This is a genomic window from Streptomyces sp. NPDC028289 (assembly GCF_055565975.1).
Genome location: NZ_JBVHTI010000005.1, coordinates 280,895 through 307,705, shown reverse-complemented (window position 1 = coordinate 307,705; position 26,811 = coordinate 280,895). Strand labels below are relative to the sequence as shown.

Sequence of the window (26,811 nt, the reverse complement as noted above, 5' to 3'; positions counted from 1 at the left end):
GGAAGGGGGGCGCTCGGTCGTATGTGATCCGCGGGCCGGATGGGGGCTGGCCGCGCAGTTCCTCCCCCAGCCTTCGGCCGGGGTACCCCCAGCGCCCCTGAAGGGGCGCTTCAGCGCGGCCTTCTCAGATGACGAAGCCCGGTTCTCCCCCGTCCGTGACGACCTCGCGGCCCGCTGCCTGCCACACCTGCATGCCGCCGTCGACGTTCACGGCGTCGATGCCCTGCTGGACCAGGTACATCGTGACCTGGGCCGAGCGGCCGCCGGAGCGGCAGATGACGTGGACGCGGGCGTCCTGGGGGGCCGCCTCGGTGAGTTCGCCGTAGCGGGCCACGAACTCGCTGATCGGGATGTGCAGGGCACCGGCGGCGTGGCCCGCCTGCCACTCGTCGTCCTCGCGGACGTCCAGCAGGAAGTCGCCGTCCTTGAGGTCCGCGACCTCGACCGTGGGCACACGCGCTGCGAAGTTCATGTCCCCGACGCTACCCGACCCGAGCGGAGGGCTACTCCTGGGTCAGCAGGGCCGCCAGTTCCGCCTCGCGTTCGGTCACGTCCTTCCGGAGCCGCTCCGCGATCTCGTCGAGGAGGCCGTCGGGGTCGTCCGGGGCCAGCCGGAGCAGGCCGGCGATGGGGCCGTTCTCCAGCTCCTTGGCGACCAGGCCGAGCAGTTCCTTGCGCTCGGAGAGCCATTCCAGGCGGGCGTACAGCTCCTCGGCCCGGCTCGGCCTGCGCTCCGGCGGGACCGGGCCGGCCGCCCACTCCTCGGCCAGCTCGCGCAGCAGGGCCTCGTCTCCGCGGGCGTAGGCCGCGTTGACCCGGCTGAGGAACTCCTCGCGCCGCTCCTGCTCGGCCTCGTCCTGCACCAGGTCGGGATGGGCCTTGCGGGCCAGCTCGCGGTAGAGCCGGCGGGCCTCCTCGCTGGGGCGGACCCGCTGCGGCGGCCGCACCTCCTGCTCGGTGAGCATCGCGACGGCCTCCGGGAACAGGCCGTCGCCGTCCATCCAGCCGTGCAGCAGCTCCTCGACGCCGGGGATGGGCAGGACCCGGGCCCGGGCCTCCTCGGCGGCGCGGATGTCCTCGGGGTCGCCGGTGCGGGCGGCCTTCGCCTCGGCGATCCGCGCGTCCAGCTCCTCGATGCGGAGGTAGAGGGGGCCGAGCTTCTGTTCGTGCAGCCGGGAGAAGTTCTCCACCTCGACGCGGAAGGTCTCGACCGCGATCTCGTACTCGATCAACGCCTGCTCGGCGGCCCGCACGGCCTGCTCCAGCCGTTCCTCGGGCCGCGGTGCCTGGGACTGCTCAGCTTCCGGGGTCGTCACCCGACCAGCCTAGGGCCTGTCGTCACCGGCGGTGGCCGGGACCCACTCGGCGACCAGATCGGTGCAGGCCACGACGAGGGTGCCGGGGCGGCAGGCCAGCTCGTGGGTGCAGCCGCCGGGGTGCGGGAGGATCTCGTCGAGGATCACCTCGCCGAGCGAGGTGAGGTCGCAGGCGCCCAGGATGTCCGTCTGGAAGCGGGAGACGCCCGTGTAGCGGACGATCAGGTCCTCGTCGTGCCGGTAGCAGTTGCGGCGGAAGCGGATCTCGATGTCGGCGGGGGCCGTGCGGCGCATGTCCAGCGGGTGCAGGTCCTTCACGCAGCGGCGGCCGCCGAACTCGTAGTGGCGCGGGTCGGTGGCGAAGGCACGGGCGCCGGGCGGCAGGCCGTCGGCGAGTTCCGGCAGCCGCGCCAGGTAGGGGCCGGGGTCGACGGAGACCGCGGCCACGCCCTCGTCCGTCGCGCCGTCGCCTATTTCGACGTACTTCACTTCAGCACCTCTCGGGAGACCGGAGGCCGGAAGCCGGAAGCCGGGGACGGGAAGCCGGAGAGCACGCGGATCACACCCCGAGCTCCGCCGCTATCCGTCCCGCCCGCACCGCGGTCACCAGCTCCTCGTGGTCCGCCTCCGTACGGTCGGCGTAGGTCACGGCGAACGCGGCGATCGCCTCGTCCAGCTCCTCGTTCTTGCCGCAGTAGCCGGCGATCAGGCGCGGGTCGGCGCTGTGCGAGTGCGCGCGGGCCAGCAGGGCGCCGGTCATCCGGCCGTAGTCGTCGATCTGGTCGGGGGACAGGGCGGCCGGGTCGACGCTGCCCTTGCGGTTGCGGAACTGGCGGACCTGGAACGGGCGGCCGTCCACCGTGGTCCAGCCGAGCAGGATGTCGCTGACCACCTGCATCCGCTTCTGGCCGAGGACCACCCGGCGGCCCTCGTGGTCGACGGCCGGCGCCTCGAAGCCGGCCGTGGCGAGATGGGGGACGAGTGCGGACGGGCGGGCCTCCTTGACTTGGAGGATCAGCGGCTCGCCGCGGTGGTCGAGGAGGAGGACGACGTAGGAGCGGGTGCCGACGCTGCCGGTGCCGACGATCCGGAAGGCGACGTCGTGCGGGGTGTGCCGGGCGAGCAGCGGGTGGCGGTCCTCGGAGAGCGTGGTCACGTAGTGCTCCAGGGCGGCGGTGACCGCCTCCGCCTCCGCGTCCGGGACCCGGCGCAGCACCGGCACGGCGTCCACGAAGCGGCGGCCGCCGTCCTCGGTGGGCGCGGTGGAGCGGGCCGCGAACCGGCCGCTGGTGTTGGCGCGGGCCTTCTCCGAGACCCGGCGCAGGGTGCCGACCATGTCGTGGGCGTCGGAGTGGGAGACCAGCTCCTCGTCCGCGATCGCGTTCCACGCGTCCAGCACCGGGAGCTTGGCCAGCAGGCGCATGGTGCGGCGGTAGGCACCGGCCGCGTCACCCGCGGCCTTGCGGCACATGTCCTCGTCGGCGCCCGCCTCCCGGCCGGCCAGCACCAGGGAGGCCGCGAGCCGCTTGAGGTCCCACTCCCAGGGGCCGAGCACCGTCTCGTCGAAGTCGTTCAGGTCGATGACGAGGTCGCCGCGCGGGTCGCCGTACAGGCCGAAGTTGGCCGCGTGGGCGTCGCCGCAGATCTGGGTGGCGATCCTGGTCATCGGGGTGCGGGCCAGGTCGTGCGCCATCAGGCCGGCCGAGCCGCGCAGGAACGCGAAGGGGCCGGCCGCCATTCTCCCGACCCGTATGGGGACCAGCTCGGGGATGCGGTCCCGGTTGGACTCCTCCACCGCGCTCACCGCGTCGGGACGGGAGCCGTCCAGGTCCAGGGCGTCGTGGCTGCGGCGCGGGACCGCCGAACGCAGCGCCTTGCCCTCCTCCTTGGGGGAGCCCTTCGGGGGCCACTGCGCAAAGCCCTTCGGCGCGGGCAGCTTGCGCCCGCCGACCGTCGTCAGCTCTTCCGCTCCGGTCACGTCGACCGCCTCCCCCGTACTCCACGCACACACGCACGAACATCAACTCGTGGAGACGGTACAGGTGGGGGCCGAAAGCCGTCAGACCCTGTGGACAACTTCGGGGTGGTTCGGGGAGGGCGGGTCACCGTCGTCGTATATCCACCGGCCGGTGGGGGTTGTTCGCGCAGTTCCCCGCGCCCCCAAGAAGGGTGGGGCCACTGGTCCCACCTCAAAGGGGCCCGGGGAACTGCGCGAACAACCACGACGCACCCGCAGCCGAAAACATCCCGGAAGGCCCCCGAACAAAGAAGTCACGCCCTCAGATACGCCAGCACAGCCAGCACCCGCCGGTGCGAATCCTCCGCCGGCGGCAGGTCCAGCTTCGTCAGGATCCCCCCGATGTGCTTCCCCACCGCCGCCTCGGAGACCACCAGCTCTCTCGCGATCGCCCCGTTCGACTTCCCCTCGGCGACCAGCGCGAGCACCTCCCGCTCGCGCGGGGACAGCCGCTCCAGCGGATCCCGGCGCCGGCGCAGCAGTTGCCGTACCACCTCGGGGTCGACCACCGTCCCCCCGCCGGCCACCTCCCCCAGCGCCGCGACGAACTCCGCCACCTGCCCCACCCGGTCCTTGAGCAGGTAGCCGATGCCCGACCCGTCCCCGGAGTCGAGGAGTTCGGCGACGTAACTGCGCTGCACGTACTGGCTGAGGACCAGGATCGGCAACGTCGGCCTGGCCGCACGCAGCCGCACCGCCGCCTGCAGGCCCTCGTCCTGGAAGCCCGGCGGCATCCGCACGTCCGTCACGACGACGTCGGGCGCGTGCTCCCCGACCGCCGCGACCAGCGCCTCCGCGTCCCCGACCGCGGCGACCACCTCGTGACCGAACCGGCCCAGCAGCCCCGCGATACCCTCCCGCAGCAGCACGCCGTCCTCGGCCAGGACTACGCGCAGAGGTCGATCGGCTCGCACGGCAACTCCACACGCAGCAGGGTCGGTCCTCCCGGCGGGCTGGACAGGGAGAGTCTGCCATCGAGGACGGACACCCGGTCCGCCAGTCCGGTGAGGCCGCTGCCCGCCCCGGCCGCCGCGCCGCCGCGGCCGTCGTCGCGCACCTCCAGGTGCAGCCGGCCGTCCCGGTGCCCGCCGGTCACCTCGCAACGGCCCGCACCACTGTGCCGGTCGACGTTGGCGAGCGCCTCCCGCACCACGAAGTACGCGGCCGCCTCGACCGCCTCCGGCAGCCGCCCGGGCAACCGGAGACCGACGTCCACGGGAACGGCCGTCCGATCCGCCGCATCCGCCACCGCCGCCTCCAGGCCATGGTCGGCCAGCACCTTCGGGTGGATGCCGTGCACGATCTCCCGCAGCTCGGCGAGCGCCTCGCCCGCCTCCCGCTGGGCCTTGGCGAGCTGGTCGGCGAGCGGACCCGGCGGGGCGTCCAGACGGGCCAGGCCCAGGGTCATCGAGAGGGCGACCAGGCGTTGCTGGGCCCCGTCGTGCAGATCGCGCTCGATGCGCCGCCGTTCCGCCTCGAAGGCGTCCACCAACCGCGCCCGGGACCGCGCCAGTTCGACGACCCGGTCCCCCAACTCGGCCTCGCGCGGCGCGATCAGCAGCCGGACGAGTCCGGCCCGCGCACCGGCCGCCACGCCCAGCGCATAGCCGCCGAGGGCCAGCAGCAGCACCCCGGCCAGCGCGATGCCGAAGGCGGCCGGCCAGCCGGTGACCGTCCACGCCTTCAGCACCTTCGTCTCCCGGCCGCCGCCGACCGTGGCCAGCAGCAGCGGGGCGGCGGCCATCGACAGCGGGCAGAGCAGCGCGAGCGTCACGGCGAGCGCGTCCACCGGCCACAACAGGCCCGCGAACAGCAGCGCATGGCCGAGCTCGCGCCAGGTCGCCCGCTCCCGCAGCCGGGTCGCGAGCCACGCCCGCAGTCCCGGGGCGGACGGCCGGACATGGGGGTCGTACACCCGCTCCCGGTCGACCAGCCGCAGCCGGCACCGTTCGAGCCAGGCCACCGGAAGGCCCGCGAGCGCCGCGAGGAGCAGCAGCGGCAGCCCGACGAGTACCACGGCGAGCACCCCGCCGGCCGTGACCGCGACCACCAGCCCCACGAGGAGTACGGCTCCGGTCACCGCGCCGGTCAGCAGGTAACCGGCGGCCCGCCAGGGCCAGGAGGAGATCAGGAAGCCGGGCCCGGCCATGGCCTGCCAGACGCTGCGGGGACGGGGCTGCATGCGGTCACCGTAGGCGGCGGGCGGACGGCGCGGCCATCCGTCCAGCCGCCGGAGCGGGGGTATGCCTGGCCCTACCCCGGGTCTCGGTCCTGCCGCAGTGCGCCGCCCCGCCCCCGAACGGTTTCGTGGCCGTACCGCCGCCGTCGAACCGACATGTGAGGACCCATGGACGCCATCAACCTGCGCTCCGTCAGCAGACGTCACGGCTCAGGCGACCGCGCCGTCACCGCGCTCGACGAGGTCTCCCTGGACTTTCCGAGGAGGACGTTCACCGCCGTCATGGGGCCGTCCGGCTCCGGCAAGTCGACCCTGCTGCAGTGCGCGGCGGGCCTCGACCGGCCGACTTCCGGGTCGGTGACCCTGGGCGGGACCGAGCTGACCGGGCTGAGCGAGACGAAGCTGACCCTGCTGCGCCGGGAGCGCGTCGGCTTCGTCTTCCAGGCGTTCAACCTGCTGCCCTCGCTCACCGCCGAGCAGAACGTGGCGCTGCCGCTGCGGCTGGCGGGCCGCCGTCCCCCGAGGGCCCGGGTCCGCGAGGTCCTCGGCCGGGTGGGACTCGCCGACCGCGCCCGGCACCGGCCGGGCGAGCTGTCCGGCGGGCAGCAGCAGCGCGTCGCGCTGGCCCGCGCCCTGATCACCCGCCCCGACGTCCTGTTCGGCGACGAGCCGACCGGCGCCCTGGACTCACGGGCCGGCCACACGGTGCTGACGCTGCTGCGCGCGATGGTGGACGACGAGGGCCGGACGACGGTCATGGTCACCCACGACCCGGTCGCCGCCTCCTACGCCGACCGCGTCGTCTTCCTCGTCGACGGCCGTGTCGTAGGCGAACTGACCGGCGCGTCGGCCGCCGACATCGGCACGCGCCTGACCGGACTGGAGGCGCAGCCGTCCGGGCCGCAGACTCTGCCCACTTTTCCGCAGACCCCGCCCTCCGAACCGCAGACCCCGCCCTCCGAACCGCAGACCCCGCCCTCCGAACCCCAGACCCAGCCGTCCAGGCCGGAGGCCCAACCATGCTGAGCGTCGCCCTGCACACCCTGCGCGCCCGACGGGTCACCTTCGTCGGCAGCTTCGTCGCCCTCGCGCTGGGCGTGGCCCTGCTCACCGTGATGGGCCTGGCACTCGCCTCCTCGCTGGACGCGCCACGGCGGGCCCCGGAGCGGTTCGCCGCCGCCCCGGTCGTCGTCAAGGGCGCCGACACCCTGCGGGTCGCCACCCCGATCGGCACCCGCACCCAGCGGCTCGCACAGCCGGGGGCCGTACCACCCGCCGCCGTCTCCGGACTGAACAGACTCGGCAAGGTCACCCTCGACCGCACCTTCGCCGTGCGCGCGGAGAACGGGCCCGGCGACCTCGTCGGGCACCCCTGGCCGGTCGCCGCCTTCGCGCCGTACGAGCTCACCTCGGGACGCGCACCGCGCACCGCCCGCGAGGTCGCCGTCACCGGGACCTGGACGACGCCCGGCCGCACCCTCCGCACGGATCACGGCAGCGTCACCGTCGTCGGCACGGTCGCCGACCGCGGCTTCGAGCACGCCGTCTTCTACACCGACGCGCGGGCGGCGCGACTGGCGCCCCGCAGCACCCAGCTGGTCGTGGCCGCGCGACCGGCGGCCGTACGGAACGCGGTGCGGGGCATCCCGGGCCTACAGGTCCTCACCGGCGACGGCCGGCGTCTCGCCGACCCGGACCCGAACCGCGACCGCGAGGCGCTGACCGCGCTGAACGCCCTGTTCGGCACCGCAGGCGGGGTCACCGGCTTCGTGTCGGTCTTCGTGGTGGCGTCCACCTTCGCCTTCGCGGTCGCCCAGCGCCGCCGCGAGTTCGGCCTGCTGCGCATCGCCGGGGCGACACCCGGGCAGCTCCGCAGGACAGTGCTGGCCGAGGCCCTGCTGGTCGGAGCGCCCGCCTCGGCGGTGGGCTGCGTGCTCGGCGGGTACGGCGCACCCCGCCTCGCCCGCTGGACCGCCGACGGCGGACTCGCCCCGGGCTGGTTCCGGATCGGCGGCCACACCTGGCCGTACGGCGCGGCCTTCGCGGCCGGTCTGCTCGTCGCCCTGCTGGGCGCGGCCACCGCGTCCCGGCGGGCGGGCCGGACCCGGCCGACGGAGGCGCTGCGCGAGGCGGACGTGGACGGCAGGCCGATGACCCGCGGGCGTTGGCTGTGCGGTGCGGGCCTGTTGCTGACCGCGGCCGTACTGCTGCTCCTCGACGCCCCCGGCGACCTGCTGCACCGCAAGACCTACGTGAGCCGGCCGATGGTGCTGATCACGGCGGCCGCGCTGCTCGCGCCCGTCCTGGTCCGTCCGCTGGTCCGGCTGCTCACCTGGGCCCCGGCCCGGCTCCCCGGCGCCACCGGCCTGCTGGTGCGCGAGCACGCGGCCGCCGGGGTGCCTCGTACGGCGGCCGTCGCGGCACCCGTGCTGGTGACCGTCGCCCTCGCCGGCTCGCTGCTCGGCGCCACCGCGAACCTGAACGCGGCCCGGGCCGCCGAGACCCGCGACCGGACCACCGCGGCCTTCGTCGTCACGCCCCCGGACGGCGCCGGGTTCGACGGGGCGACGCTCCGGGCGATGCGCGCGGTGCCGGGCGCCGAGGTGTCGGCGACCTCGGCGAGCGCGGTGTACGTGCTGGAGGACGGGGTCGCCCTGATCAGGTCCGAGGCGCGGGCCGCCGATCCGGCCGCGCTGGCGGCCACCGCCCGCCTCCCGCTCGCCTCCGGCCGGGTCGGCGGGCTGGACGACGGCTCGATCATCGTGAACGAGGAGTGGGAGCGGCACACCGTCGGGCAGCGGGTCCGGGTGTGGCTGGGCGACGGCACCCGGAAGACGTTGCGGATCGCCGCCGTGCTGCGGACGGGCACCGGCGACAACGGCGTGTACGTCACCCCTGCCAACGCCCGGGGCGCGGCCGTCGACCGGGTCGACGTGGGCCTGCGGGTCGGCGCGGACGCGGACGCGGTGGCCGCCGGGCTGCGGGAGGCGGTCCGGGCGAGCGGTGGGCGGGTGCTCACGGCGGACCGGTGGGTGGCGGCGACCTACCCGCAGACCGACCGGACCACCCGGCTCGGCCTTCTCCTGGTCCTCGGCATCGCGCTGGTCTACACCGGGATCTCCCTGGTCAACACCATGGTGATGGCCACCGCCGACCGAGTGCGCGAGCTGGCCGCGCTGCGACTGGCCGGGGCCACCCGGGGGCAGCTGCTGCGGCTGGTCGGCGCCGAGGCGCTGACGGTGGTCGCGGTCGGGGCGCTGCTGGGACTGCTGGTCGCGGCGCTCCAACTGGCGGGAATGTGGCGGGCCTTGCACCTGCTGTCGGCGCCGGCCGCGATCCGGCTGCCGTGGACGGCGATGGGCGCGGCAGCCGGAGCCTGCGCGCTCCTCGCCACGACCGCCGCCGTCGCCACCGCGTGGCCCGCCCTGCGCCCCCGGGGAGACAAGGCCACGCCCGTGAGATAGCTCACGGGCCGGCGCCCTCCGGGCCTCCGCCTGCCTGGCAGCGCCGTGCGATGCCTCACAGCCGCACACCGCCGCCGGCAACGAGAAACGGGCCCCAACCGTGACTTCCGTCACTGGTGGAGACCCGTTTCATCGGTATCTCTTGCTTCTTGTGCGCGAGGGGGGAGTTGAACCCCCACGCCCTTGCGGGCACTGGAACCTGAATCCAGCGCGTCTGCCTATTCCGCCACCCGCGCATTGGGTGTGTCTTCCGGCTTCAGACCCGTTGTTTCCTTCGGGCTGGCCCCTTCCGACATCGAGAACACTAGCACGTGGGACAGGGTGGGTTCACATCCCTTGTCCCGGGGCAGCGCTCACCTGGTGATCACGTACCGAGCAGTCCGCGGTCACGTATCAACCTCGTACCGGTCGAGCCCATCTGTCCAGGAGACGGATCGGGTCCACAGTCAGGTGCGGGACACTGGTCGTGGGCCACCTCTACGATCCTGGGAAGAAGTAGCGCCGATCCTTGACAGGAGAAGCGAGCCGATCGGTTCGAAGGGGGGCCGCTCGGGGAACCGGCTGATTGCCGGGCGCGTAGATACGATCAGTGAGCGGTAACGGCAACGGCAGGCAGTACGGGCAAGGCGACAGAGGAGGTGCCCTGTGGGAGTCCTGAAGAAGTTCGAGCAGCGTCTCGAAGGTCTGGTCAACGGCACCTTCGCGAAGGTGTTCAAGTCCGAGGTCCAGCCCGTGGAGATCGCCGGCGCGCTGCAGCGCGAGTGCGACAACAACGCGACCATCTGGAACCGCGACCGGACCGTCGTACCCAATGACTTCATCGTGGAGCTGAGCGCGCCCGACTTCGAGCGGCTCAGCCCCTACTCCGGGCAGCTCGGCGACGAGCTCGCCGGGATGGTCCGCGACTACGCCAAGCAGCAGCGTTACACCTTCATGGGGCCGATCAAGGTCAACCTGGAGAAGGCCGACGACCTCGACACCGGCCTGTACCGGGTGCGCAGCCGTACGCTCGCCTCCTCCAGCAACCAGCAGGCCCCCGAGCGCGCCCCCGCGGGCGGTGCCCCGCAGCGTCCGGGCGGCTACGGCTACCCGCAGCAGAGCGCCGCCGCCCCGCCGATGCCGAGCGCCCCGCCGCCCGGCTCCCGCCCCGGCGGCTACGGCTACCCGCAGCCGACCCAGCCGGCCGCCCAGCGGCCGCCCTCGGGTCCCGTCGGCGCCCAGGCGCCCGGCGCCCGCACCCGCTACTGGATCGAGATCAACGGCACCCGCCATCAGATCTCCCGCCCGACGCTCGTGCTGGGCCGCAGCACCGAGGCCGACGTGCGGATCGACGACCCCGGCGTCTCCCGTCGGCACTGCGAGATCCGGACCGGTTCGCCCTCGACGATCCAGGATCTCGGGTCCACCAACGGCATCGTGGTGGACGGGCAGCACACCACCCGCGCTACGCTCCGCGACGGCTCGCGGATCGTCGTGGGCAGCACCACCATCATTTACCGGCAAGCCGAAGGGTGAAGCGGGGGCAATGTCAGAGCTGACCCTCACGGTCATGCGGCTGGGTTTCCTGGCCGTACTGTGGCTGTTCGTGATCGTGGCCGTGCAGGTCATCCGCAGCGACCTGTTCGGTACGCGCGTCACCCAGCGCGGATCGCGTAGGGAAGAAGGACGCCGGCAGCAGCCCGCCGCCCGGCAGCAGGCCGCGCCCCCGCAGCAGCGCGGCCAGCAGCCCGCGGCCGGCGGCCGCGGACGCCGTAACGCCCCCACCAAGCTGGTCGTCTCCGAGGGCACCCTCACCGGTACGACGGTCGCGCTCCAGGGACAGACCATCACCCTCGGCCGCGCCCACGACTCGACGATCGTGCTGGACGACGACTACGCCTCCAGCCGCCATGCCAGGATCTACCCGGACCGCGACGGCCAGTGGATCGTCGAGGACCTCGGCTCGACCAACGGCACCTACCTGGACCGGTCCCGGCTGACGACTCCCACGCCGGTCCCGCTGGGCGCACCGATCCGCATCGGCAAAACCGTCATCGAGCTGCGGAAGTAGTGCTACATCATGGATAGGCGCGAGCGGAGCGAGCACGCAGCGGCGGACCGGACGCCGGTCCCCGGCGCGCTCCCGACCGGAGGGTGGGCACCGTGCGGATGTACCCGGAGCCGACAGGCGAGGTGCGCATGAGTCTGTCACTGCGCTTCGCCGCCGGATCGCACAAAGGCATGATCCGCGAGGGCAACGAGGACTCCGGTTACGCCGGTCCCCGCCTGCTCGCCATCGCCGACGGCATGGGCGGCCAGGCCGCGGGCGAGGTCGCCTCCTCCGAGGTGATCTCCACCCTGGTCACGCTCGACGACGACGTGCCCGGCTCCGACATCCTCACCTCCCTCGGCCACGCCGTGCAGCGCGCCAACGACCAGCTGCGCGCCATGGTGGAGGAGGACCCCCAGCTCGAAGGCATGGGGACCACCCTCACCGCCCTGCTGTGGACCGGCCAGCGGCTCGGCCTCGTGCACGTCGGCGACTCCCGCGCGTACCTGCTCCGTGACGGCGTGCTCACGCAGATCACCCAGGACCACACCTGGGTCCAGCGGCTCGTCGACGAGGGCCGGATCACCGAGGAAGAGGCCACCACCCACCCGCAGCGCTCGCTGCTGATGCGCGCGCTCGGCAGCGGCGACCACGTCGAGCCGGACCTGTCGATCCGCGAGGTGCGCGCGGGTGACCGGTATCTCATCTGCTCCGACGGGCTCTCCGGGGTCGTCTCCCACCAGACCCTGGAGGAGACCCTCGCCAGCTACCAGGGACCGCAGGAGACCGTGCAGGAGCTGATCCAGCTCGCGCTGCGCGGCGGCGGCCCCGACAACATCACGGTGATCATCGCGGACGTCCTCGACCTGGACACCGGCGACACCCTCGCGGGCCAGCTCTCCGACACCCCGGTCGTGGTCGGAGCGGTCGCCGAGAACCAGCACCACCTGCACGACAACGGCTATATGCAGACCCCGGCCGGCCGCGCCGCCAACCTCGGCCGGCAGGGCCACGGCGGCGGCGGAGAGTTCGGCCCGCCCGGCTCCGGCGACACCACCGGCTACGTCCCCACCGACAGCTTCGGCGACTACACCGACGACGACTTCGTCAAGCCCCGCAGGGGCCGCAAGTGGCTGAAGAGATCCTTCTACAGCGTGCTCGCCCTCGCCGTGATCGGCGGGGGCCTGTACGGCGGCTACCGCTGGACGCAGACGCAGTACTACGTCGGCGCCAACGGCGAGCACGTCGCGCTGTACCAGGGCATCAGCCAGGACCTGGCCTGGGTGTCACTGTCGAAGGTGGAGACGGACCACCCCGAGATCGAACTCAAGTACCTGCCGCCGTACCAGCAGAAGCAGGTCAAGGCGACCATCGCCGAGGGCGGTCTCCAGGACGCCCGGTCGAAGGTGCAGGAGCTGGCCGTGCAGGCCTCCGCCTGCAAGAAGGAGTCGGAGCGCACCGCCGCCGAGTCCAAGACCAACTCCAAGACCGGCCAGGGCGAGGCCGGCGGCACCACGGGAACCACCAAGACCTCTCTCACGTCCAAGGCCTCGCCAAGCCCTTCGAACTCGGCGTCCTCCACGGCGTCACCGTCCCCGTCCCCCTCAGCGACCCCCAGCCCCGGCCCCACCCTCTCGGAGGATGAGCAGAAGGTCGTCTCGCTGTGCGGTAAGCAGTAGGCAAGCCGTGAGAGGCCCTGTCACACGATGAGCAGTACTACCAACACGTCGACGAACCACACGTCCACGATCGGCTCCATCGGCACGCCGAGCCGGCGCAACACCGAGCTCGCGCTCCTGGTGTTCGCCGTCGCCATCCCGGTGTTCGCCTACGCCAACGTGGGCCTGGCCATCAACGACAAGGTCCCCGCCGGACTGCTGAGCTACGGCCTCGGCCTCGGCCTCCTCGCCGCCGTCGCGCACCTCGTCGTCCGCAAGTTCGCCCCCTACGCGGACCCGCTGCTGCTGCCGCTGGCCACCCTGCTCAACGGCCTCGGCCTGGTCGTCATCTGGAGACTCGACCAGTCCAAGCTGCTCCAGTCGATCCACGTCTCGGGCGGCAAGGCCACCAACCAGCTGCTGTACACCGCGATGGGCATCGCGCTGTTCATCGTCGTCCTGATCTTCCTCAAGGACCACAGAGCACTCCAGCGCTATACCTACATCTCCATGGTGGCCGCGCTCTTCCTGCTCCTGCTCCCGCTGGTCCCCGGCCTCGGCCTGAACGTCTACGGCGCCAAGATCTGGATCTCCATCGGCGGCTTCACCATCCAGCCCGGTGAGTTCGCGAAGATCGTCCTCGCGGTGTTCTTCGCCGGCTACCTGATGGTCAAGCGGGACGCCCTCGCGCTCGCCAGCCGCCGCTTCATGGGGCTGTACCTGCCGCGCGGCCGCGACCTGGGACCGATCCTGGTCGTCTGGTTCATCTCGATCCTCATCCTGGTGTTCGAGACCGACCTCGGTACCTCGCTGCTGTTCTTCGGAATGTTCATCATCATGCTGTACGTCGCCACCGAGCGGACCAGCTGGATCGTCTTCGGTCTGCTGATGTCGGCGGCCGGCGCGGTCGGCGTGGCCAGCTTCGAACCGCACGTCCAGCAGCGTGTCCAGGCCTGGCTCGACCCGATGAAGGAGTACACGCTCTCCCGGCAGGGCGTCGCCGGCCACTCCGAGCAGGCGATGCAGGCCCTGTGGGCGTTCGGCTCCGGCGGCACCCTCGGCACCGGCCTCGGCCAGGGCCACTCCGACCTGATCCGGTTCGCCGCCAACTCCGACTTCATCCTCGCCACCTTCGGCGAGGAGCTGGGCCTCGCCGGCATCATGGCGATCCTGCTCATCTACGGCCTGATCGTGGAGCGCGGTGTGCGCACCTCGCTCGCCGCCCGCGACCCGTTCGGCAAGCTGCTCGCCGTCGGCCTCTCCGGCGCCTTCGCCCTCCAGGTCTTCGTCGTCGCCGGCGGCGTGATGGGCCTCATCCCGCTGACCGGTATGACGATGCCGTTCCTCGCGTACGGCGGTTCCTCCGTGATCGCCAACTGGGCCCTCATCGGCGTGCTGATCCGCATCAGCGACACCGCCCGCCGCCCGGCCCCGGCCCCCGCCGCCAACCCCGACGCCGAGATGACCCAGGTGGTCCGCCCCTCATGAACAAGCCCCTGCGCCGGATCGCGATCTTCTGCGGCCTCCTGGTCCTCACCCTGCTGCTGCGCGACAACTGGCTCCAGTACGTCAAGGCCGACACCCTCCGCGAGGACCCGTCCAACCGCCGCGTCACCATCGCCCGCTACTCCACCCCGCGCGGCGACATCATCGTCGACGGCAACCCGATCACCGGGTCCACGGCGTCCGGCTCCTCCGGCCTCAACGACCTGAAGTACAAGCGCACGTACAAGAACGGCCCCATGTGGTCGCCGGTCACCGGCTACGCCTCCCAGGCCTTCGGCGCCAACCAGCTGGAGAGCCTCGAGGACGGCATCCTCACCGGCAACGACGACCGGCTCTTCTTCCGCAACACCCTCGACATGATCACGGGCAAGCAGAAGCAGGGCGGCAACGTCGTCACCACCCTCAGCGCGGCCGCGCAGAAGGCCGCGTACAACGGTCTGAAGGCACAGGGCGGCAAGGGCGCGGTCGTGGCCCTGGAGCCCTCCACGGGCAAGATCCTGGCGCTGGCCTCCTACCCGTCGTACGACCCCTCCGCCTTCGCCGGCACCTCGGACACCGACGCCGAGGCCTGGAAGAAGCTGCAGAAGAAATACAACCCGAACGACCCGATGCTGAACCGGGCGCTGCGCGAGACCTACCCGCCGGGCTCCACCTTCAAGGTGGTCACCGCCGCGGCCGCGCTCCAGAACGGGCTGTACACCTCCGCCGACCAGGCCACGAACTCACCGCTGCCCTACGTCATGCCCGGCACCACCACCGAGCTGAAGAACGAGGGCAGCATCCCCTGCAAGAACGCGACCATGCGGATCGCGCTGCGCTACTCCTGCAACACCGTCTTCGGCAAGATCGGCGCCGACCTCGGCAACGACAAGATGCTCGCCGAGGCGAAGAAGTTCGGATTCGACTCCGAGCAGTTCACCCCGGTCCGCTCCAGCGCCTCGGTCTTCTCCGACAACATGAACCAGTCGCAGACCGCGCTGTCCTCGATCGGCCAGTACAACACCGCCGCGACCCCGCTCCAGATGGCCATGGTCGCCTCCGCGGTCGCCAACGACGGCAAGCTGATGAAGCCTTACATGATCGACAAGCTGCAGTCGTCGAACCTGGACACCATCTCCCAGACCGACCCCGAGGAGATGAGCCAGCCGCTGAGCTCCTCGAACGCCCAGGTCCTGCAGTCCATGATGGAGACGGTCGTCAAGGACGGCACCGGCAAGAACGCGCAGATCAACGGCATCACCGTAGGCGGCAAGACCGGTACCGCCCAGCACGGCGTGGAGAACAGCGAGAATCCCTACGCCTGGTTCATCTCGTACGCCAAGCTCCCCGACGGCAGCAAGCCGGTCGCGGTCGCCGTGGTGATCGAGGACGACCAGGCCAACCGTGACGACATCTCCGGCGGCGGCCTCGCGGCCCCGATCGCGAAGAGCGTGATGGAGGCGGTCATCAACTCCAAGAAGTGACCCCGCTCACGTCCCCTTCACATCGGTGCACGTTGACATACCGGTCCTGTATCGGGTTACGGGCTTGGCCAGGTCACACAAACACAGCCGGGTACGGTAGGCCCGGACGGCAGCCTCCGACCGCACACCCGTGCCGGTCGGGACCGACGGAGAGGGCTGGTAGGGAACTATGGAAGAGCCGCGTCGCCTCGGCGGCCGGTACGAGCTGGGCCACGTGCTCGGCCGTGGTGGCATGGCGGAGGTCTACCTCGCCCATGACACGCGGCTCGGCCGCACGGTGGCGGTGAAGACGCTGCGCGCGGACCTCGCGCGCGACCCGTCCTTCCAGGCCCGGTTCCGCCGGGAGGCCCAGTCGGCCGCCTCGCTCAACCATCCCGCGATCGTCGCGGTCTACGACACGGGCGAGGACTACATCGACGGGGTCTCGATCCCGTACATCGTCATGGAGTACGTGGACGGCTCGACGCTGCGTGAGCTGCTGCACTCCGGCCGCAAGCTGCTGCCCGAGCGCGCGATGGAGATGACCATCGGCATCCTCCAGGGCCTGGAGTACGCGCACCGCAGCGGCATCGTCCACCGTGACATCAAGCCGGCGAACGTCATGCTGACGCGCAATGGCCAGGTCAAGGTCATGGACTTCGGCATCGCCCGCGCCATGGGCGACGCCGGCATGACCATGACCCAGACGGCGGCCGTCATCGGCACCGCCCAGTACCTCTCCCCGGAGCAGGCGAAGGGCGAGCAGGTCGACGCCCGCTCGGACCTCTACTCGACGGGTTGCCTCCTCTACGAGCTGCTGACGGTACGGCCGCCCTTCGTGGGCGACAGCCCGGTCGCGGTCGCCTACCAGCACGTCCGTGAGGAACCCCAGCCCCCGTCGGTCTTCGACCCCGAGATCACCCCGGAGATGGACGCGATCGTCCTGCGGGCCCTGGTCAAGGACCCGAACTACCGGTACCAGTCGGCCGACGAGATGCGCGCCGACATCGAGGCGTGCCTGGACGGCCAGCCGGTCGCGGCCACCGCGGCCATGGGCTCCGTCGGCTACGGCGGCTACCCGGACGACATGCCGACCACGGCCCTGCGCTCCGACGCCGGCGCCACCACCATGCTCCCCCCGATGAACCCGGACGACGGCGGCTACGGCTACGACGAACGCCCGGACCGCCGCCGCCAGCAGAAAAAGAAGAACAACACGTCCACGATCCTGCTCGTGGTCGCCGGCATCCTGGTGCTGGTCGGCTCGATCCTGATCGGGAAATGGGTGGTCAGCGGGGGCGGGTCGGACAAACCCTTCGCCGCCCCGAACTTCGTCGGCCAGACCTACGCGGACGCACAGAAGATGGCCGACAACTCCGGCCTGAAGCTGGGCACGCCGACACGCAAGACCTGCAACAACGCGCCCAAGGGCAGCGTCTGCTCCCAGGACCCGACGGCCGGTTCGGACGTCAACAAGGGCGACACGATCAACCTGGTGGTCTCGACGGGCGCGCCGAAGGTGGTCGTACCCAGCGTCGTCGGCCAGAACATCGACGACGCCAGGACGACGCTCGAGGGCGACAAGTACAAGTTCGTCGTCAAGACGAAGCAGCAGACGTCGGGTGAGGACCCGGGCACCGTCCTGGACCAGGATCCGGCCCTCGGCGCGGAAGTCCAGAAGGGCTCCACGATCACCCTCACCATCGCCAAGGCCCAGGAGAAGTCCACGGTCCCCGACGTCAGCGGCAAGACCTGTGACGAGGCCAAGGCGCAGATGCAGGCGAACAACCTCACCGGCAACTGCACCGAGGTCGACACCGCCGACCCCAACCTGGTCGGCAAGGTCGTCTCGACCGACCCGGCGGCCAACACGCAGGTCGACAAGAACTCCACGGTGAACATCCAGATCGGCAAGGCCCAGCAGCAGACGGCCGTGCCGAGCGTCCTGGGCCAGACCGTGAAGCAGGCCAAGCAGACCCTGCAGGCGGCCGGCTTCTCCAACATCCAGTTCAACGGCGACTCCAGCGACAACGCCCTCGTCACCAACCAGGACCCGCAGGCCAACACCGGCGTCAATGATCCCGGCAGCACGCAGATCACCCTGACCACGGTGAGCACCGGCAACAACGGCGGGAACAACAACGGCGGTACCAACTTCTTCGGCGGTACCTTCGGCTGACGTTCCACGCACAGCGACGAAAGAGCCTGCCAGGGCGGACGCTCCTGGTCAGCCCACGGCAGGCACTTCTCGGCCCCGCCGAGCTTCGGCTCGGCGGGGCCGAGTGCTTTCATCCACCCGCGCAGGAGACACACCACCCCTGAACATCTGATCGTGTACCGATCGTGCCTTCCCCTTCGACAAGTCGTTGATCAGATCGGGTGGGGACTCGCAGCTCTGCCCTGGCCGTACGGCCACACCACGAACGAAAGGGCAGAGCGTGATCAACGAATCGGCGCTGCTGGAATCGCAGAGCCTGCGCAACAGCGTGCTGGACCGCACCGACGTGCTCGACAAGGTGAAGGCGCTGTCACTGCTGCCGGACGGAATGCATGTGACGACGGCGATGGTGGCGGCGTACTTCGGAGTCGCCGAAACAGTGATCAACAACCCTGCTCGGCTGCCACAGGCAGGAGCTCGAGTCGAACGGCCTTCGCGTGCTCCGCGGTCCTGAACTGCGCGAATTTAAGGAACTCAACTTGAGTTCCTATGGCGGCCCGCAGCCCCGCTCCGGCCTGGCCATCTGGTCCCGCCGAGCCGTCCTCAACGTCGCCATGCTCCTCCGCGACAGCGAAGTCGCACGTCAGGTGCGTGTGTATCTCCTGGACATGGAGTACCTGGCCCGCACACAGCCTGTGGAAAACCCGGCCCCGACAGACCTCGGGGACCTCGACGACCGCATCGACCAACGCATCACCCACATCCTCGGCAAGACCGTCGTCCCGATGTTCAACGCCCTGATCGAAACATCGGGGGAACACCGCGCGGAGCTGATCGCCCTACGGACCGGCGTCCAGCGCATCGAGCGGCGGCTCCACCAGCACCACACACGGCTGAAGCGGCTCGAAGGAATCCGGGACGACCGCCCCGCCGTCGGAGTCATGGCCGCGATGGACGCCATGAACGGCCGTACCTTCGAGCGCCACATCGCCAAACTGCTGATCCGCGACGGTTGCACCAACGTCGTCGTGCAGGGCGGTCATGGCGACCGGGGCGTCGACATCATCGGACTCACAGCCGACGGACGGCGCTTCGTCGTCCAGTGCAAGAGGTTCGCGCCCTACCTCAACATCACCAGCCCCGAGGTCCAGAGGTTCATCGGGGCCGCCAAGGTTCTGTACGGCGCGGACGTGGCTCTCTACGTGGCAACGTGCCCCTTCACTCCAGAAGCCCTGAGTATCGCTGGTGAGGCCGGTATCACCGCAGTACACCGCGGGGCGCTGGAAGAGTGGAGCGCCGGGGAGCCGCTCTCGATCCTGGAGTAAGTACGGCCTGACGTGAAAGGGCCCGAAGTCGCAAGAGCTAGTTGCGGCTTCGGGCCTCCGTCATGCTAGGCGACAGACCTCCTGCCAGGAGGTCTGTCAGCGCAGTTCCTTCGGCGGAGTCCGCTCGCTGTCCACCTTCTGCACCCGCACCAGCTCCCCCCACACCACGTACCGATACCGGCTCGTGTACACCGGCGTGCAGGTCGTCAGGGTGATGTAGTGGCCCGGCCTGGTCTTGCCGGACTCCTTGGGGACCTGGGAGAGGACCTTGACGTTGTACTTCGAGGTCTCGGGGAGGATGTCGTAGACCTTGTAGACGTACCAGTTGTCACGGGTCTCGAAGACGACCGGGTCGCCGACCTTCACCTTGTCGATGTTGTGGAACTTGGCGCCGTGGCCGTCACGGTGGGCGGCGAGGGTGAAGTTGCCGGTCTTGCCGGTGGTGGGGAGCGCGGCCTTGGCCGGGTCGGTGTAGTAGCCGGCCACGCCGTTGTTCAGGACGTCCGTCGACGTGCCCTTCTCGACGAGGACCTCGCCGTTCTTCATCGACGGCACGTGCAGGAAGCCGATGCCGTTCTTCGTGTCCAGCGCGCCGGGACCGGTGTCCGGCTGGGCCCAGCTCTCCCGGACCCGGTCACCCGCCCGGTCGGCCTTGCGGTCCGCTATCACGTTCGTCCACCACAGCGAGTAGACGACGAACAGGCCGAGCACCAGGCCCGCCGTGATGAGGAGTTCGCCGAAGACGCTGACCGCCATGGCGATCCGGCCGGTCGGCCGACGGCCCGCGGGGGGCGCCGAGTCCGGCGCGTCGGTCTGCTCTTCGGTGTCGTCGGCGGTCGCTGCCACTGTTCCTCTGCCCCTACTCGACGAGCGCGTCTGGCTTGCCCTTGCTGCGCGGGCGTTCCTCGACCATCTTGCCCCACACGATCAACCGGTACTTGCTCGTGAACTCCGGCGTGCAGGTGGTGAGAGTGATGTAGCGGCCCGGTGCGGTGAAACCCGAACCCTTCGGGATCGGGTCCAGCACGCTCACGTTGCTCGGCGCGGTCACCGGCAGCATCGACGTCACCTTGTACACGTAGTACTCGTCCTGCGTCTCGACGACGACCGCGTCACCGGCCACGAGCTTGTTGATGTACCGGAACGGCTCACCGTGCGTGTTGCGGTGCGCGGCCAGACCGAAGTTGCCGGTCTTGTCCTGCGGCATCGCGGTCTTCAGCGCGCCCTCGCCGTAGTGCCCGACCATGCCCTTGTCGAGGACCTTCTTGTTGCTGACGCCCTCGGCGATCGGCGCCACCACGTCCAGCTTGGGGATGTGCAGGATGGCGAAGCCCTGCCCGGGCGCGAAGACACCCGGCGCACGCTTGCCGCTCGCCCAGTCCTGCTGGAGGCTGCTGGCCTCCTTGCCGGCCTCCGCGTGGGCACGGACGTTCGTCCACCACAGCTGGTACGTGACGAACAGCAGCATCAGCACGCCGGTGGTGATGAACACCTCGCCTATCGCCCGGCTCGCCATGACGGCCGGGCTGGGCTTGCGCAACCGCTGCTGCCGACGGGCCTCGACCCGGGAGAGCGGCCGGCCCGGCGCGGCGCCCGGCGCGATGCCCGGCGCGGTGTTCTCCGGCAGCGCGGTCTCCGGTGCGCCGCCGTGCCGCCCGCCACGCCGCTTGGCGGCCTTTCTGCGGGCCGCTCGGCCGCCTCCTGGGGTTCCGGTGCCCGAAGGGACTGCTGTGCCCGCAGAAGCCGATATGGGCGGCGGATCTGGGATCCGCAGCGCGACGGTCTCCTCGTCGATCGGCGGAAGGGGCGGGAGAAACGCCGTCTCCCCGAGCGCACCTGACCCCTCGTACGGCTGCTCCCCGTACGAGGCACCGGTCTCGCGCTCGGGGCGCAGCGCGGTCACGCCGTGGCCCTGCCCACCACCGGGGCGAGCCCCACCGACCTCGCCACGGCCCCCTGGTCACCGCACTCCACCAGCCAGTTGGCCAGCATCCGGTGCCCGTGCTCGGTCAGCACCGACTCGGGGTGGAACTGCACGCCCTCCACCGGGAGTTCACGGTGCCTGAGGCCCATGATGATCCCGTCGTGGGTGCGGGCGGTCACCTCCAGCTCGGCCGGGACCGTCGCCGGCTCCGCGGCCAGCGAGTGGTACCGGGTCGCAGTGAAGGGCGTCGGCAGGCCCGCGAAGACGCCCTTGCCGCCGTGCTCGACCAACGAGGTCTTGCCGTGCAGCAGCTCCGGCGCCCGGTCCACCACACCGCCGTACGCCACCTGCATCGACTGCATGCCGAGGCAGACGCCGAAGACCGGGACACCGGTCGCGGCGCAGTGCCGGACCATGTCCACGCAGACGCCCGCCTCCTCCGGCGTACCCGGACCGGGCGAGAGCAGCACCCCGTCGAAACCGTCCTGGGCGTGCGCGGTCGACACCTCGTCGTTGCGCAGCACCTCGCACTCGGCGCCCAGCTGGTACAGGTACTGGACCAGGTTGAAGACGAAGCTGTCGTAGTTGTCGACGACGAGAATCCGCGCGCTCACTGGTTGTCCACCGTCACATCGTTGAAGGGCAGCAGCGGTTCGGCCCAGGGGAAGACGTACTGGAAGAGGACGTAGACCACGGCCAGGACCAGCAGGAGTGAGATCAGCGCCTTCACCCACGCGTTGCCCGGCAGATGCCGCCAGATCCAGCCGTACATGCCGTCCCTTCCGTTCCACCACGGCACCAGAATCCCGCCGTACTGCACCAGACTAACGGCGCAGCGCCTGAGGTCTGCCTGACTCCACAGGCTGTGTGGAGTCCAAGTGCGCCCAGACGATCAGCCGATGGCTGTGCCCCCATTCCGGATCGCACGTGGTCAGCGTGAGATAGCGGCCCGGACGCGTATACCCCGACTTACGTGGCACAGGGTCGATCACTTCAACGTCCGTCGGAACTGTTTTGTAAGGGCCTTTGTCGATCCGATACGTGAACCAGGTCGTCCCGTCCGTCAGCACGATCGCGTCGCCCTCGCGCAGCTTCGGGAAGTCGAGGAACGGGTCGCCGTAGGTGCGCCGATGGCCGGCGACCGCGAAGTTGCCCACCTGGCCCACCTGGGCGGTCCGGGCGTAGTGGGCGAGGCCCTTCTTCAGCACATCGGTGCCGGTGCCCTCCAGGACCGGCTTGTTCCACGTGAAACCGAACCGGGGGATGTACATGATCGCGAAGGCCTTGCCGTAGTGGTACGCGGCGGGTTTCGCGGGTGCGGCGGTCGCCTTCGCCGTGGGGTGCACCGTGGCCTTCGCCGACCACTGCCGCTGTAACTGGTCGATCTGGTCGTGCATCACGCTGTCGGCCTTCACACCGGTCCAGAACAGCACGTACGCGACGAAGAGCACGATGAGCGTGCCGACGGTGATGCAGAGCTCGCTGACGGTCCTGACGATCACGCGCACCGGCGGCTCCAGAAAGTGACGAGCTGCTTACTCCACGGGCTTCGCGTAGTGCAGATCCACTGTGCCCGAGTAGCCCGGAAGAGTCACCGTCCCGTCCTCGGTCACTTTCCAGCCGAGGCCGTACACGTTCACGTACACCATGTAGTTCTGGATCGCCTCGGAGTCCGCGAGCGACTTCTGCATCTTCGCCGGGTCACCGATCGCCTGGATCTTGTACGGCGGTGAGTACACCCGGCCCTGGAGAATCAGGGTGTTGCCGACGCAGCGCACGGCGCTGGTGGAGATCAGCCGCTGGTCCATGACCTTGATGCCCTGGGCCCCGCCCTGCCACAGGGCGTTCACCACGGCCTGCAGGTCCTGCTGGTGGATGACCAGGTAGTCGGGCTGCGGCTCGGGGTAGCCCGGGAGCTTGGCGGTGGCGTTCGGCGGGGCGTCGTTGAGCGTGACGGTGATGGCCTTGCCGGTGAGCTTCTGGGTGCCCGCGTCCTTCTCCAGGCCGGTGAGCTGGTCGTCCTGGGCCTCGGTGGAGCCGTCGTCACGCTTGGCGAGCTTCTCGTTCTGGTCGCGCGTGCTCGCGTTGGACTCGTCCAGCTCCTTGTTCTTGCGGCTGTGCTCCTGGATCAGGTCGGAGAGCTTGAGCAGGTTGTCGTCCGAGCGGATGTCGGTGCCCTTGGCCGTGTTGAAGCTGGTGAAGAAGAGCAGACCGGCCAGGGCGAAGACGCCCACGGTGAGAATCCGCACCGGACGGAAGCCGGGTCGGAGGCGCGGGCGGAGGCCGGGCCGGAAACCGCCCTTGCCGGCCGGGCCGGAACCCGTTGATCCGGTCGCGTTGGAGTCGGCAGAATTGCTCAACGTACCCTTATCTCCTTCAGCGCCACGGAAGCACTACGCTAACGGACGCCCGGGGGAGCGCTCAGTCTGCCCTTACTGTCCCCTTGTACGCTGCCCCGAGCCCGACCCAGTTACCTGCGCGGCCACGCAGCGCATCGACAGGAGAGACCCTCGTGCCGAAGTCACGTATCCGCAAGAAGGCCGACTACACGCCGCCCCCGGCGAAGCAGGCGACCGCCATCAAGCTCAACAGTCGCGCCTGGGTCGCGCCGGTGATGCTGGCCATGTTCCTCATCGGGCTGGCCTGGATCGTCGTCTTCTACGTGACCGACGGTTCGCTGCCGATCGACAGCCTCGACAACTGGAACATCGTCGTGGGCTTCGGCTTCATCGCGGCCGGCTTCGGCGTCTCCACGCAGTGGAAGTGACCCGGCCGACAGCTCTGCCCAGGGCTGTTCGCTGAGTTATCCACAGGCCTGACCTGCTGTCCACACCCTCCTGGGGAAAAGACGACGATCTGTGGATAACCCGTCGAGCGTTGACGCCGGTACGACTACCACAACACCCTTCGTCTGACTGCTCGCCCCCTGCCTGACCTGCGGTAACGCAAGCGAGGGACAGGGGGCACAGTTGTGCGCGCACGTTGTGCACAAGATCCGCGACCGACTGTGGACAACGGTTCGGTATCGGTGCGGTGAGCCGCCGTGATCAGGTGAGCTGACCGGTTCTGACGAGGGTCAGGGCGACCGCCACCACCAGCACCAGGGCGCATGTGCCGTACTGGATCAGGTTCCGCCGCTCACGCGGTGCGTGCACCATCGCGTAGCCGGTGATGACACCCGCGACCAGGCCGCCGATGTGGGCCTGCCAGGCGATGTTGGCCCAGCTGAACGTGAAGATGAGGTTGATCACCAGCAGGGCGATGATCGGCCGCATGTCGTAGTTGAGCCGGCGGATGAGCACCGCGGTGGCGCCGAAGAGGCCGAAGATCGCGCCGGAGGCGCCGAGCGAGGGCTGGTTGGCGTCGGCCAGCAGATAGGTGAGGGTGCTGCCGGCCAGGCCGGAGACGACGTAGAGCGCGAGATACCGGGCGCGGCCGAGCGCGGCCTCCAGCGGGCCACCGATCCACCACAGGCTGAGCATGTTGAACAGGATGTGGATGTAGCTGCCATGCAGGAACATCGCGGTCAGCATCCGGTAGTACTGGCCCTGGGCAACGCCCTCGACATCGCCATACTGCGGGAACCAGGCCTGGCCGATCAGGTCGAAGCGGTTGGTGAAGCTGTCTCCGACAGACAGCTGGACCAGGAAGACGGCGATGTTGATGCCGATCAGGATCTTGGTGAGCAGTCGCGGGTCGGCGGTCATCGTGCCGCCGGCGAGGGTGCGGGGCCGGGAGGCGGCGGGGGGTGGGCCGCTGTGGCCTTCGGTGGTGCCGCGGACGCAGTCGGGGCACTGGAAGCCCACGGAGGCGCTGACCATGCACTCGGGGCAGATGGGGCGCTCGCAGCGGGTGCAGCGCACGCCGGTCTCCCGGTCCGGGTGCCGGTAGCACTTGGGCAGGCTGTGGGCGTCGCGCGCGCTGCCTGCCGCCTGGTCCTCCATGGGGTCCCCTCGCTCGTCGTGGGCAGTGTTCCGCCCCGCCCATCCTTACGGACGAGCGGGGCGTTTGGTTCCCTTCGGGTGCTTCCCTTTCGTACCCGGTCAGCCCGCGCGTGCGTACCCGGTCAGCCCGCGCGCTTCGCGACCACGACCGTCTCGATGACGACGTCGTTCACCGGCCGCTTGTTGGGTCCGCTGACGGGGACGGCGGCGATGCTGTCCACGATCTTCTGGCCGGCCGGGTCGACGACCTCGCCGAAGATGGTGTGCTTGCGGTTGAGGTGGGGAGCGGGGTTGACCGTGATGAAGAACTGGGAGCCGTTGGTGCGGGGGCCGGCGTTGGCCATGGCGAGCAGGTAGGGGCGGTCGAAGCGCAGGTCGGGGTGGAACTCGTCCTCGAACTTGTAGCCGGGGCCGCCGATGCCGGTGCCGAGCGGGTCGCCGCCCTGGATCATGAAGCCGCTGATCACCCGGTGGAAGACGGTGCCGTCGTAGAGCGGGTCGGTGGAGACGGCGCCGGTGGCAGGGTGGGTCCACTCACGCTCGCCCTGCGCCAGTTCGACGAAGTTCCTCACCGTCTTGGGCGCGTGGTTCGGGAAGAGCCGGACCTCGATGTCGCCGAGGCTGGTCTTCAGGGTGGCGTAGAGCTGCTCGGCCACGATCCGCCTTCCGTTGTGCTCGCTTCAGTGTCCCGATCCTCGCACGGTACGGCGGGTCCGACGCCCGCCCGGTGGTTCCGGGCCCGGATCCTCACGAATCACTTGCGGAACCCCTCCTGCCATGCGGGGGCGCACGGCACCGATCCGTGGCATTGTCGTCGACAAGCCCCTCTTAGTTCTGGTTGCACCCGTATGCCCGTCCTCGCGCGCCGCTCGGCCCGCGGACAGGCATGATCCGTAAAAGGGTGGAAAGTCGAAATACCGTACGCCACCGAGGAGGAGGAAACCCGTGACCCGCAAAGACAGCGTGCGCGCCGCGACCAGTTCGGCGAAAGACAGCGTGCGGCACGCCGCGGAAGCGGTGGCGCCCTACGCCGACACGGCCAAGGAGCGTGCCGCGTACTACGCACAGGAGGCACGTGTACGGCTCGCGCCCGTGGTGTCGCAGGCCGCCGAGCAGGCCCGCGTCCAGTACGACGCCCGTCTCGTGCCGCGTCTGGAGCAGGCCCGCGCCCATGTGCCGCCGAGGATGGACCAGGCCGCGCACGACGCCGCCGACCTGACGCGCAAGGCGGCCCGGCAGGCCGCCGACTACTCGCGTCCGAGGATCGAGCAGGCGGTGGCGGTGGCCGGTCCGGTCCGTGAGGAGGCGACCGCGCGGGGTGCCGCCGCGCTGGCCGCGCTGCGCGGCAACGTGTCGGCCGAGGAGATCGAGAAACTGGCCCGCCGGAACCGGCGGCGCTCGGCCTACGGCCGAGCGTTCAAGGCGTTCGCGGTGTTCGGCGCGGTGGCCGGTGCGGCCTTCGCGGCCTGGAAGTGGTGGGACAAGCAGGCCAACCCCGACTGGTTGGTCGAGCCCCCGGCCCCCACGGAGGTCCCGGAGGCGGGGCGTCTCGGCTCGGTGGACGGCAGTTCTCCCCTAGACCCGGAGGTCCAGGCGAAGGAGGCGGAGGAGCACGGTTCCCGGCCCCGGGACGACAAGAACCGCTGAGTCCGGCAGGTCGCGCATCTGTCACGCCCCGCCTCACGATGCCGTTTCACGTGAAACCAAATGCCTGACCGCGAGGGCGGACAAAAACCCCTCTGACCGCGTTTACGCAGGTCAGAGGGGTTTGTTGTGGAGCCTAGGGGAGTCGAACCCCTGACATCCGCCATGCAAAGACGGCGCTCTACCAACTGAGCTAAGGCCCCGT

The 26,811-nt window shown here is 70.4% G+C and carries 26 protein-coding genes and 2 tRNA genes; 12 read left to right on the top strand and 16 right to left on the bottom strand.

All coding sequences use genetic code 11. The annotated features are described in order from the left end of the window. Nucleotides 1-124: 124 nt before the first annotated feature. The 6 genes from ACZ4UV_RS26190 to ACZ4UV_RS26165 form a co-directional block, all read right to left on the bottom strand. Nucleotides 125-454: a rhodanese-like domain-containing protein gene (locus ACZ4UV_RS26190; protein ID WP_390045930.1), complete on the bottom strand. Its 330-nt coding sequence runs from the start codon at nt 452-454 to the stop codon at nt 125-127. A gap of 49 nt (nt 455-503) precedes the next feature. Further along, a complete protein-coding gene (locus ACZ4UV_RS26185; RefSeq protein WP_390045551.1) occupies nt 504-1,316 on the bottom strand; it encodes a hypothetical protein in 813 nt (270 codons plus the stop codon). A gap of 9 nt (nt 1,317-1,325) precedes the next feature. Then, nucleotides 1,326-1,805 (bottom strand): hypothetical protein, encoded by a 480-nt coding sequence (locus ACZ4UV_RS26180; protein ID WP_451023133.1) that lies wholly within the window; start codon nt 1,803-1,805, stop codon nt 1,326-1,328. A 70-nt stretch (nt 1,806-1,875) separates the two neighbouring features. Continuing rightward, the gene (locus tag ACZ4UV_RS26175) at nt 1,876-3,294 is read right to left on the bottom strand and encodes a DUF2252 domain-containing protein (protein ID WP_451023134.1); all 1,419 of its coding nucleotides are present in this window, start codon (nt 3,292-3,294) and stop codon (nt 1,876-1,878) included. A gap of 293 nt (nt 3,295-3,587) precedes the next feature. After that, nucleotides 3,588-4,247: a response regulator transcription factor gene (locus ACZ4UV_RS26170; RefSeq protein WP_390045545.1), complete on the bottom strand. Its 660-nt coding sequence runs from the start codon at nt 4,245-4,247 to the stop codon at nt 3,588-3,590. Continuing rightward, nucleotides 4,220-5,515, bottom strand: a complete 1,296-nt coding sequence (locus ACZ4UV_RS26165; protein WP_451023046.1) for a sensor histidine kinase — start codon at nt 5,513-5,515, stop codon at nt 4,220-4,222. Before ACZ4UV_RS26165 ends, ACZ4UV_RS26170 begins: the two co-directional genes overlap by 28 nt. Nucleotides 5,516-5,680: 165 nt before the next feature. Here ACZ4UV_RS26165 and ACZ4UV_RS26160 point away from each other — a divergent pair, with 165 nt between their 5' ends. Both ACZ4UV_RS26160 and ACZ4UV_RS26155 read left to right on the top strand, forming a co-directional pair. Next, nucleotides 5,681-6,538: an ABC transporter ATP-binding protein gene (locus ACZ4UV_RS26160; protein WP_467841055.1), complete on the top strand. Its 858-nt coding sequence runs from the start codon at nt 5,681-5,683 to the stop codon at nt 6,536-6,538. Next, entirely contained in the window at nt 6,532-8,976 is a 2,445-nt protein-coding gene (locus tag ACZ4UV_RS26155) for an ABC transporter permease (protein WP_467841052.1), read from the top strand. Before ACZ4UV_RS26160 ends, ACZ4UV_RS26155 begins: the two co-directional genes overlap by 7 nt. Nucleotides 8,977-9,128: 152 nt before the next feature. On the opposite strand, the gene ACZ4UV_RS26150 is transcribed toward ACZ4UV_RS26155, so the two are convergent. Further along, nucleotides 9,129-9,212: transfer RNA gene (locus ACZ4UV_RS26150), tRNA-Leu, on the bottom strand. 409 nt (nt 9,213-9,621) lie between these two features. Here ACZ4UV_RS26150 and ACZ4UV_RS26145 point away from each other — a divergent pair. From ACZ4UV_RS26145 to ACZ4UV_RS26110, 8 genes are all read left to right on the top strand, one after another. Continuing rightward, a complete protein-coding gene (locus ACZ4UV_RS26145; protein ID WP_451022469.1) occupies nt 9,622-10,491 on the top strand; it encodes an FhaA domain-containing protein in 870 nt (289 codons plus the stop codon). 10 nt (nt 10,492-10,501) lie between these two features. Next, nucleotides 10,502-11,026: an FHA domain-containing protein FhaB/FipA gene (locus ACZ4UV_RS26140; protein ID WP_351498541.1), complete on the top strand. Its 525-nt coding sequence runs from the start codon at nt 10,502-10,504 to the stop codon at nt 11,024-11,026. A gap of 98 nt (nt 11,027-11,124) precedes the next feature. After that, entirely contained in the window at nt 11,125-12,684 is a 1,560-nt protein-coding gene (locus ACZ4UV_RS26135; protein ID WP_351498592.1) for a Stp1/IreP family PP2C-type Ser/Thr phosphatase, read from the top strand. 27 nt (nt 12,685-12,711) lie between these two features. After that, a complete protein-coding gene (locus ACZ4UV_RS26130; protein WP_351498543.1) occupies nt 12,712-14,151 on the top strand; it encodes an FtsW/RodA/SpoVE family cell cycle protein in 1,440 nt (479 codons plus the stop codon). After that, a complete protein-coding gene (locus tag ACZ4UV_RS26125) occupies nt 14,148-15,632 on the top strand; it encodes a peptidoglycan D,D-transpeptidase FtsI family protein (protein ID WP_467841047.1) in 1,485 nt (494 codons plus the stop codon). The genes ACZ4UV_RS26130 and ACZ4UV_RS26125 overlap by 4 nt, the downstream gene beginning before the upstream one ends. Before the next feature lie 169 nt (nt 15,633-15,801). Beyond that, nucleotides 15,802-17,790 carry a Stk1 family PASTA domain-containing Ser/Thr kinase gene (gene pknB / locus ACZ4UV_RS26120; protein WP_467841044.1) on the top strand — a complete coding sequence of 663 codons (1,989 nt, stop codon included), beginning with the start codon at nt 15,802-15,804 and terminating at the stop codon, nt 17,788-17,790. A 259-nt stretch (nt 17,791-18,049) separates the two neighbouring features. Continuing rightward, complete coding sequence (locus tag ACZ4UV_RS26115; RefSeq protein ID WP_467841041.1) at nt 18,050-18,283, top strand: hypothetical protein; 234 nt, start codon at nt 18,050-18,052, stop codon at nt 18,281-18,283. A 25-nt stretch (nt 18,284-18,308) separates the two neighbouring features. Next, a complete protein-coding gene (locus ACZ4UV_RS26110) occupies nt 18,309-19,094 on the top strand; it encodes a restriction endonuclease (protein WP_467841038.1) in 786 nt (261 codons plus the stop codon). A 96-nt stretch (nt 19,095-19,190) separates the two neighbouring features. Here the strand turns inward: ACZ4UV_RS26110 and ACZ4UV_RS26105 are convergent, their stop codons facing one another. Genes ACZ4UV_RS26105 through ACZ4UV_RS26080 form a run of 6 tightly spaced genes read right to left on the bottom strand, consistent with a single transcriptional unit; the run spans nt 19,191 to nt 23,378 of the window. Then, nucleotides 19,191-19,940 (bottom strand): class E sortase, encoded by a 750-nt coding sequence (locus tag ACZ4UV_RS26105; RefSeq protein WP_451019251.1) that lies wholly within the window; start codon nt 19,938-19,940, stop codon nt 19,191-19,193. A gap of 13 nt (nt 19,941-19,953) precedes the next feature. Beyond that, nucleotides 19,954-20,997, bottom strand: coding sequence for a class E sortase (locus ACZ4UV_RS26100; protein ID WP_451019250.1), 1,044 nt, complete (start codon nt 20,995-20,997; stop codon nt 19,954-19,956). Beyond that, nucleotides 20,994-21,632: an aminodeoxychorismate/anthranilate synthase component II gene (locus ACZ4UV_RS26095; protein WP_361285337.1), complete on the bottom strand. Its 639-nt coding sequence runs from the start codon at nt 21,630-21,632 to the stop codon at nt 20,994-20,996. Before ACZ4UV_RS26095 ends, ACZ4UV_RS26100 begins: the two co-directional genes overlap by 4 nt. Then, the gene (locus ACZ4UV_RS26090; protein ID WP_099930115.1) at nt 21,629-21,790 is read right to left on the bottom strand and encodes a hypothetical protein; all 162 of its coding nucleotides are present in this window, start codon (nt 21,788-21,790) and stop codon (nt 21,629-21,631) included. The genes ACZ4UV_RS26095 and ACZ4UV_RS26090 overlap by 4 nt, the downstream gene beginning before the upstream one ends. 52 nt (nt 21,791-21,842) lie before the next feature. Continuing rightward, nucleotides 21,843-22,526 carry a class E sortase gene (locus ACZ4UV_RS26085; RefSeq protein ID WP_451019249.1) on the bottom strand — a complete coding sequence of 228 codons (684 nt, stop codon included), beginning with the start codon at nt 22,524-22,526 and terminating at the stop codon, nt 21,843-21,845. Between the two features lie 27 nt (nt 22,527-22,553). Then, entirely contained in the window at nt 22,554-23,378 is an 825-nt protein-coding gene (locus ACZ4UV_RS26080) for a DUF881 domain-containing protein (RefSeq protein WP_451019248.1), read from the bottom strand. Nucleotides 23,379-23,530: 152 nt separating this feature from the next. Between ACZ4UV_RS26080 and crgA the strand changes: the two genes are divergently transcribed. Next, a complete protein-coding gene (crgA, locus tag ACZ4UV_RS26075; protein WP_046727637.1) occupies nt 23,531-23,785 on the top strand; it encodes a cell division protein CrgA in 255 nt (84 codons plus the stop codon). Nucleotides 23,786-24,065: 280 nt separating this feature from the next. Here crgA and ACZ4UV_RS26070 read toward each other — a convergent pair whose 3' ends face one another. Both ACZ4UV_RS26070 and ACZ4UV_RS26065 read right to left on the bottom strand, forming a co-directional pair. Beyond that, nucleotides 24,066-24,962 carry a rhomboid family intramembrane serine protease gene (locus ACZ4UV_RS26070; RefSeq protein WP_451019247.1) on the bottom strand — a complete coding sequence of 299 codons (897 nt, stop codon included), beginning with the start codon at nt 24,960-24,962 and terminating at the stop codon, nt 24,066-24,068. Nucleotides 24,963-25,084: 122 nt separating this feature from the next. Next, nucleotides 25,085-25,618: a peptidylprolyl isomerase gene (locus ACZ4UV_RS26065; protein WP_351498562.1), complete on the bottom strand. Its 534-nt coding sequence runs from the start codon at nt 25,616-25,618 to the stop codon at nt 25,085-25,087. Nucleotides 25,619-25,907: 289 nt separating this feature from the next. Between ACZ4UV_RS26065 and ACZ4UV_RS26060 the strand changes: the two genes are divergently transcribed. Beyond that, complete coding sequence (locus tag ACZ4UV_RS26060) at nt 25,908-26,609, top strand: DUF5324 family protein (RefSeq protein WP_451019246.1); 702 nt, start codon at nt 25,908-25,910, stop codon at nt 26,607-26,609. A 127-nt stretch (nt 26,610-26,736) separates the two neighbouring features. Here the strand turns inward: ACZ4UV_RS26060 and ACZ4UV_RS26055 are convergent. Further along, nucleotides 26,737-26,809, bottom strand: a tRNA-Ala gene (locus tag ACZ4UV_RS26055). Nucleotides 26,810-26,811 lie beyond the last annotated feature (2 nt).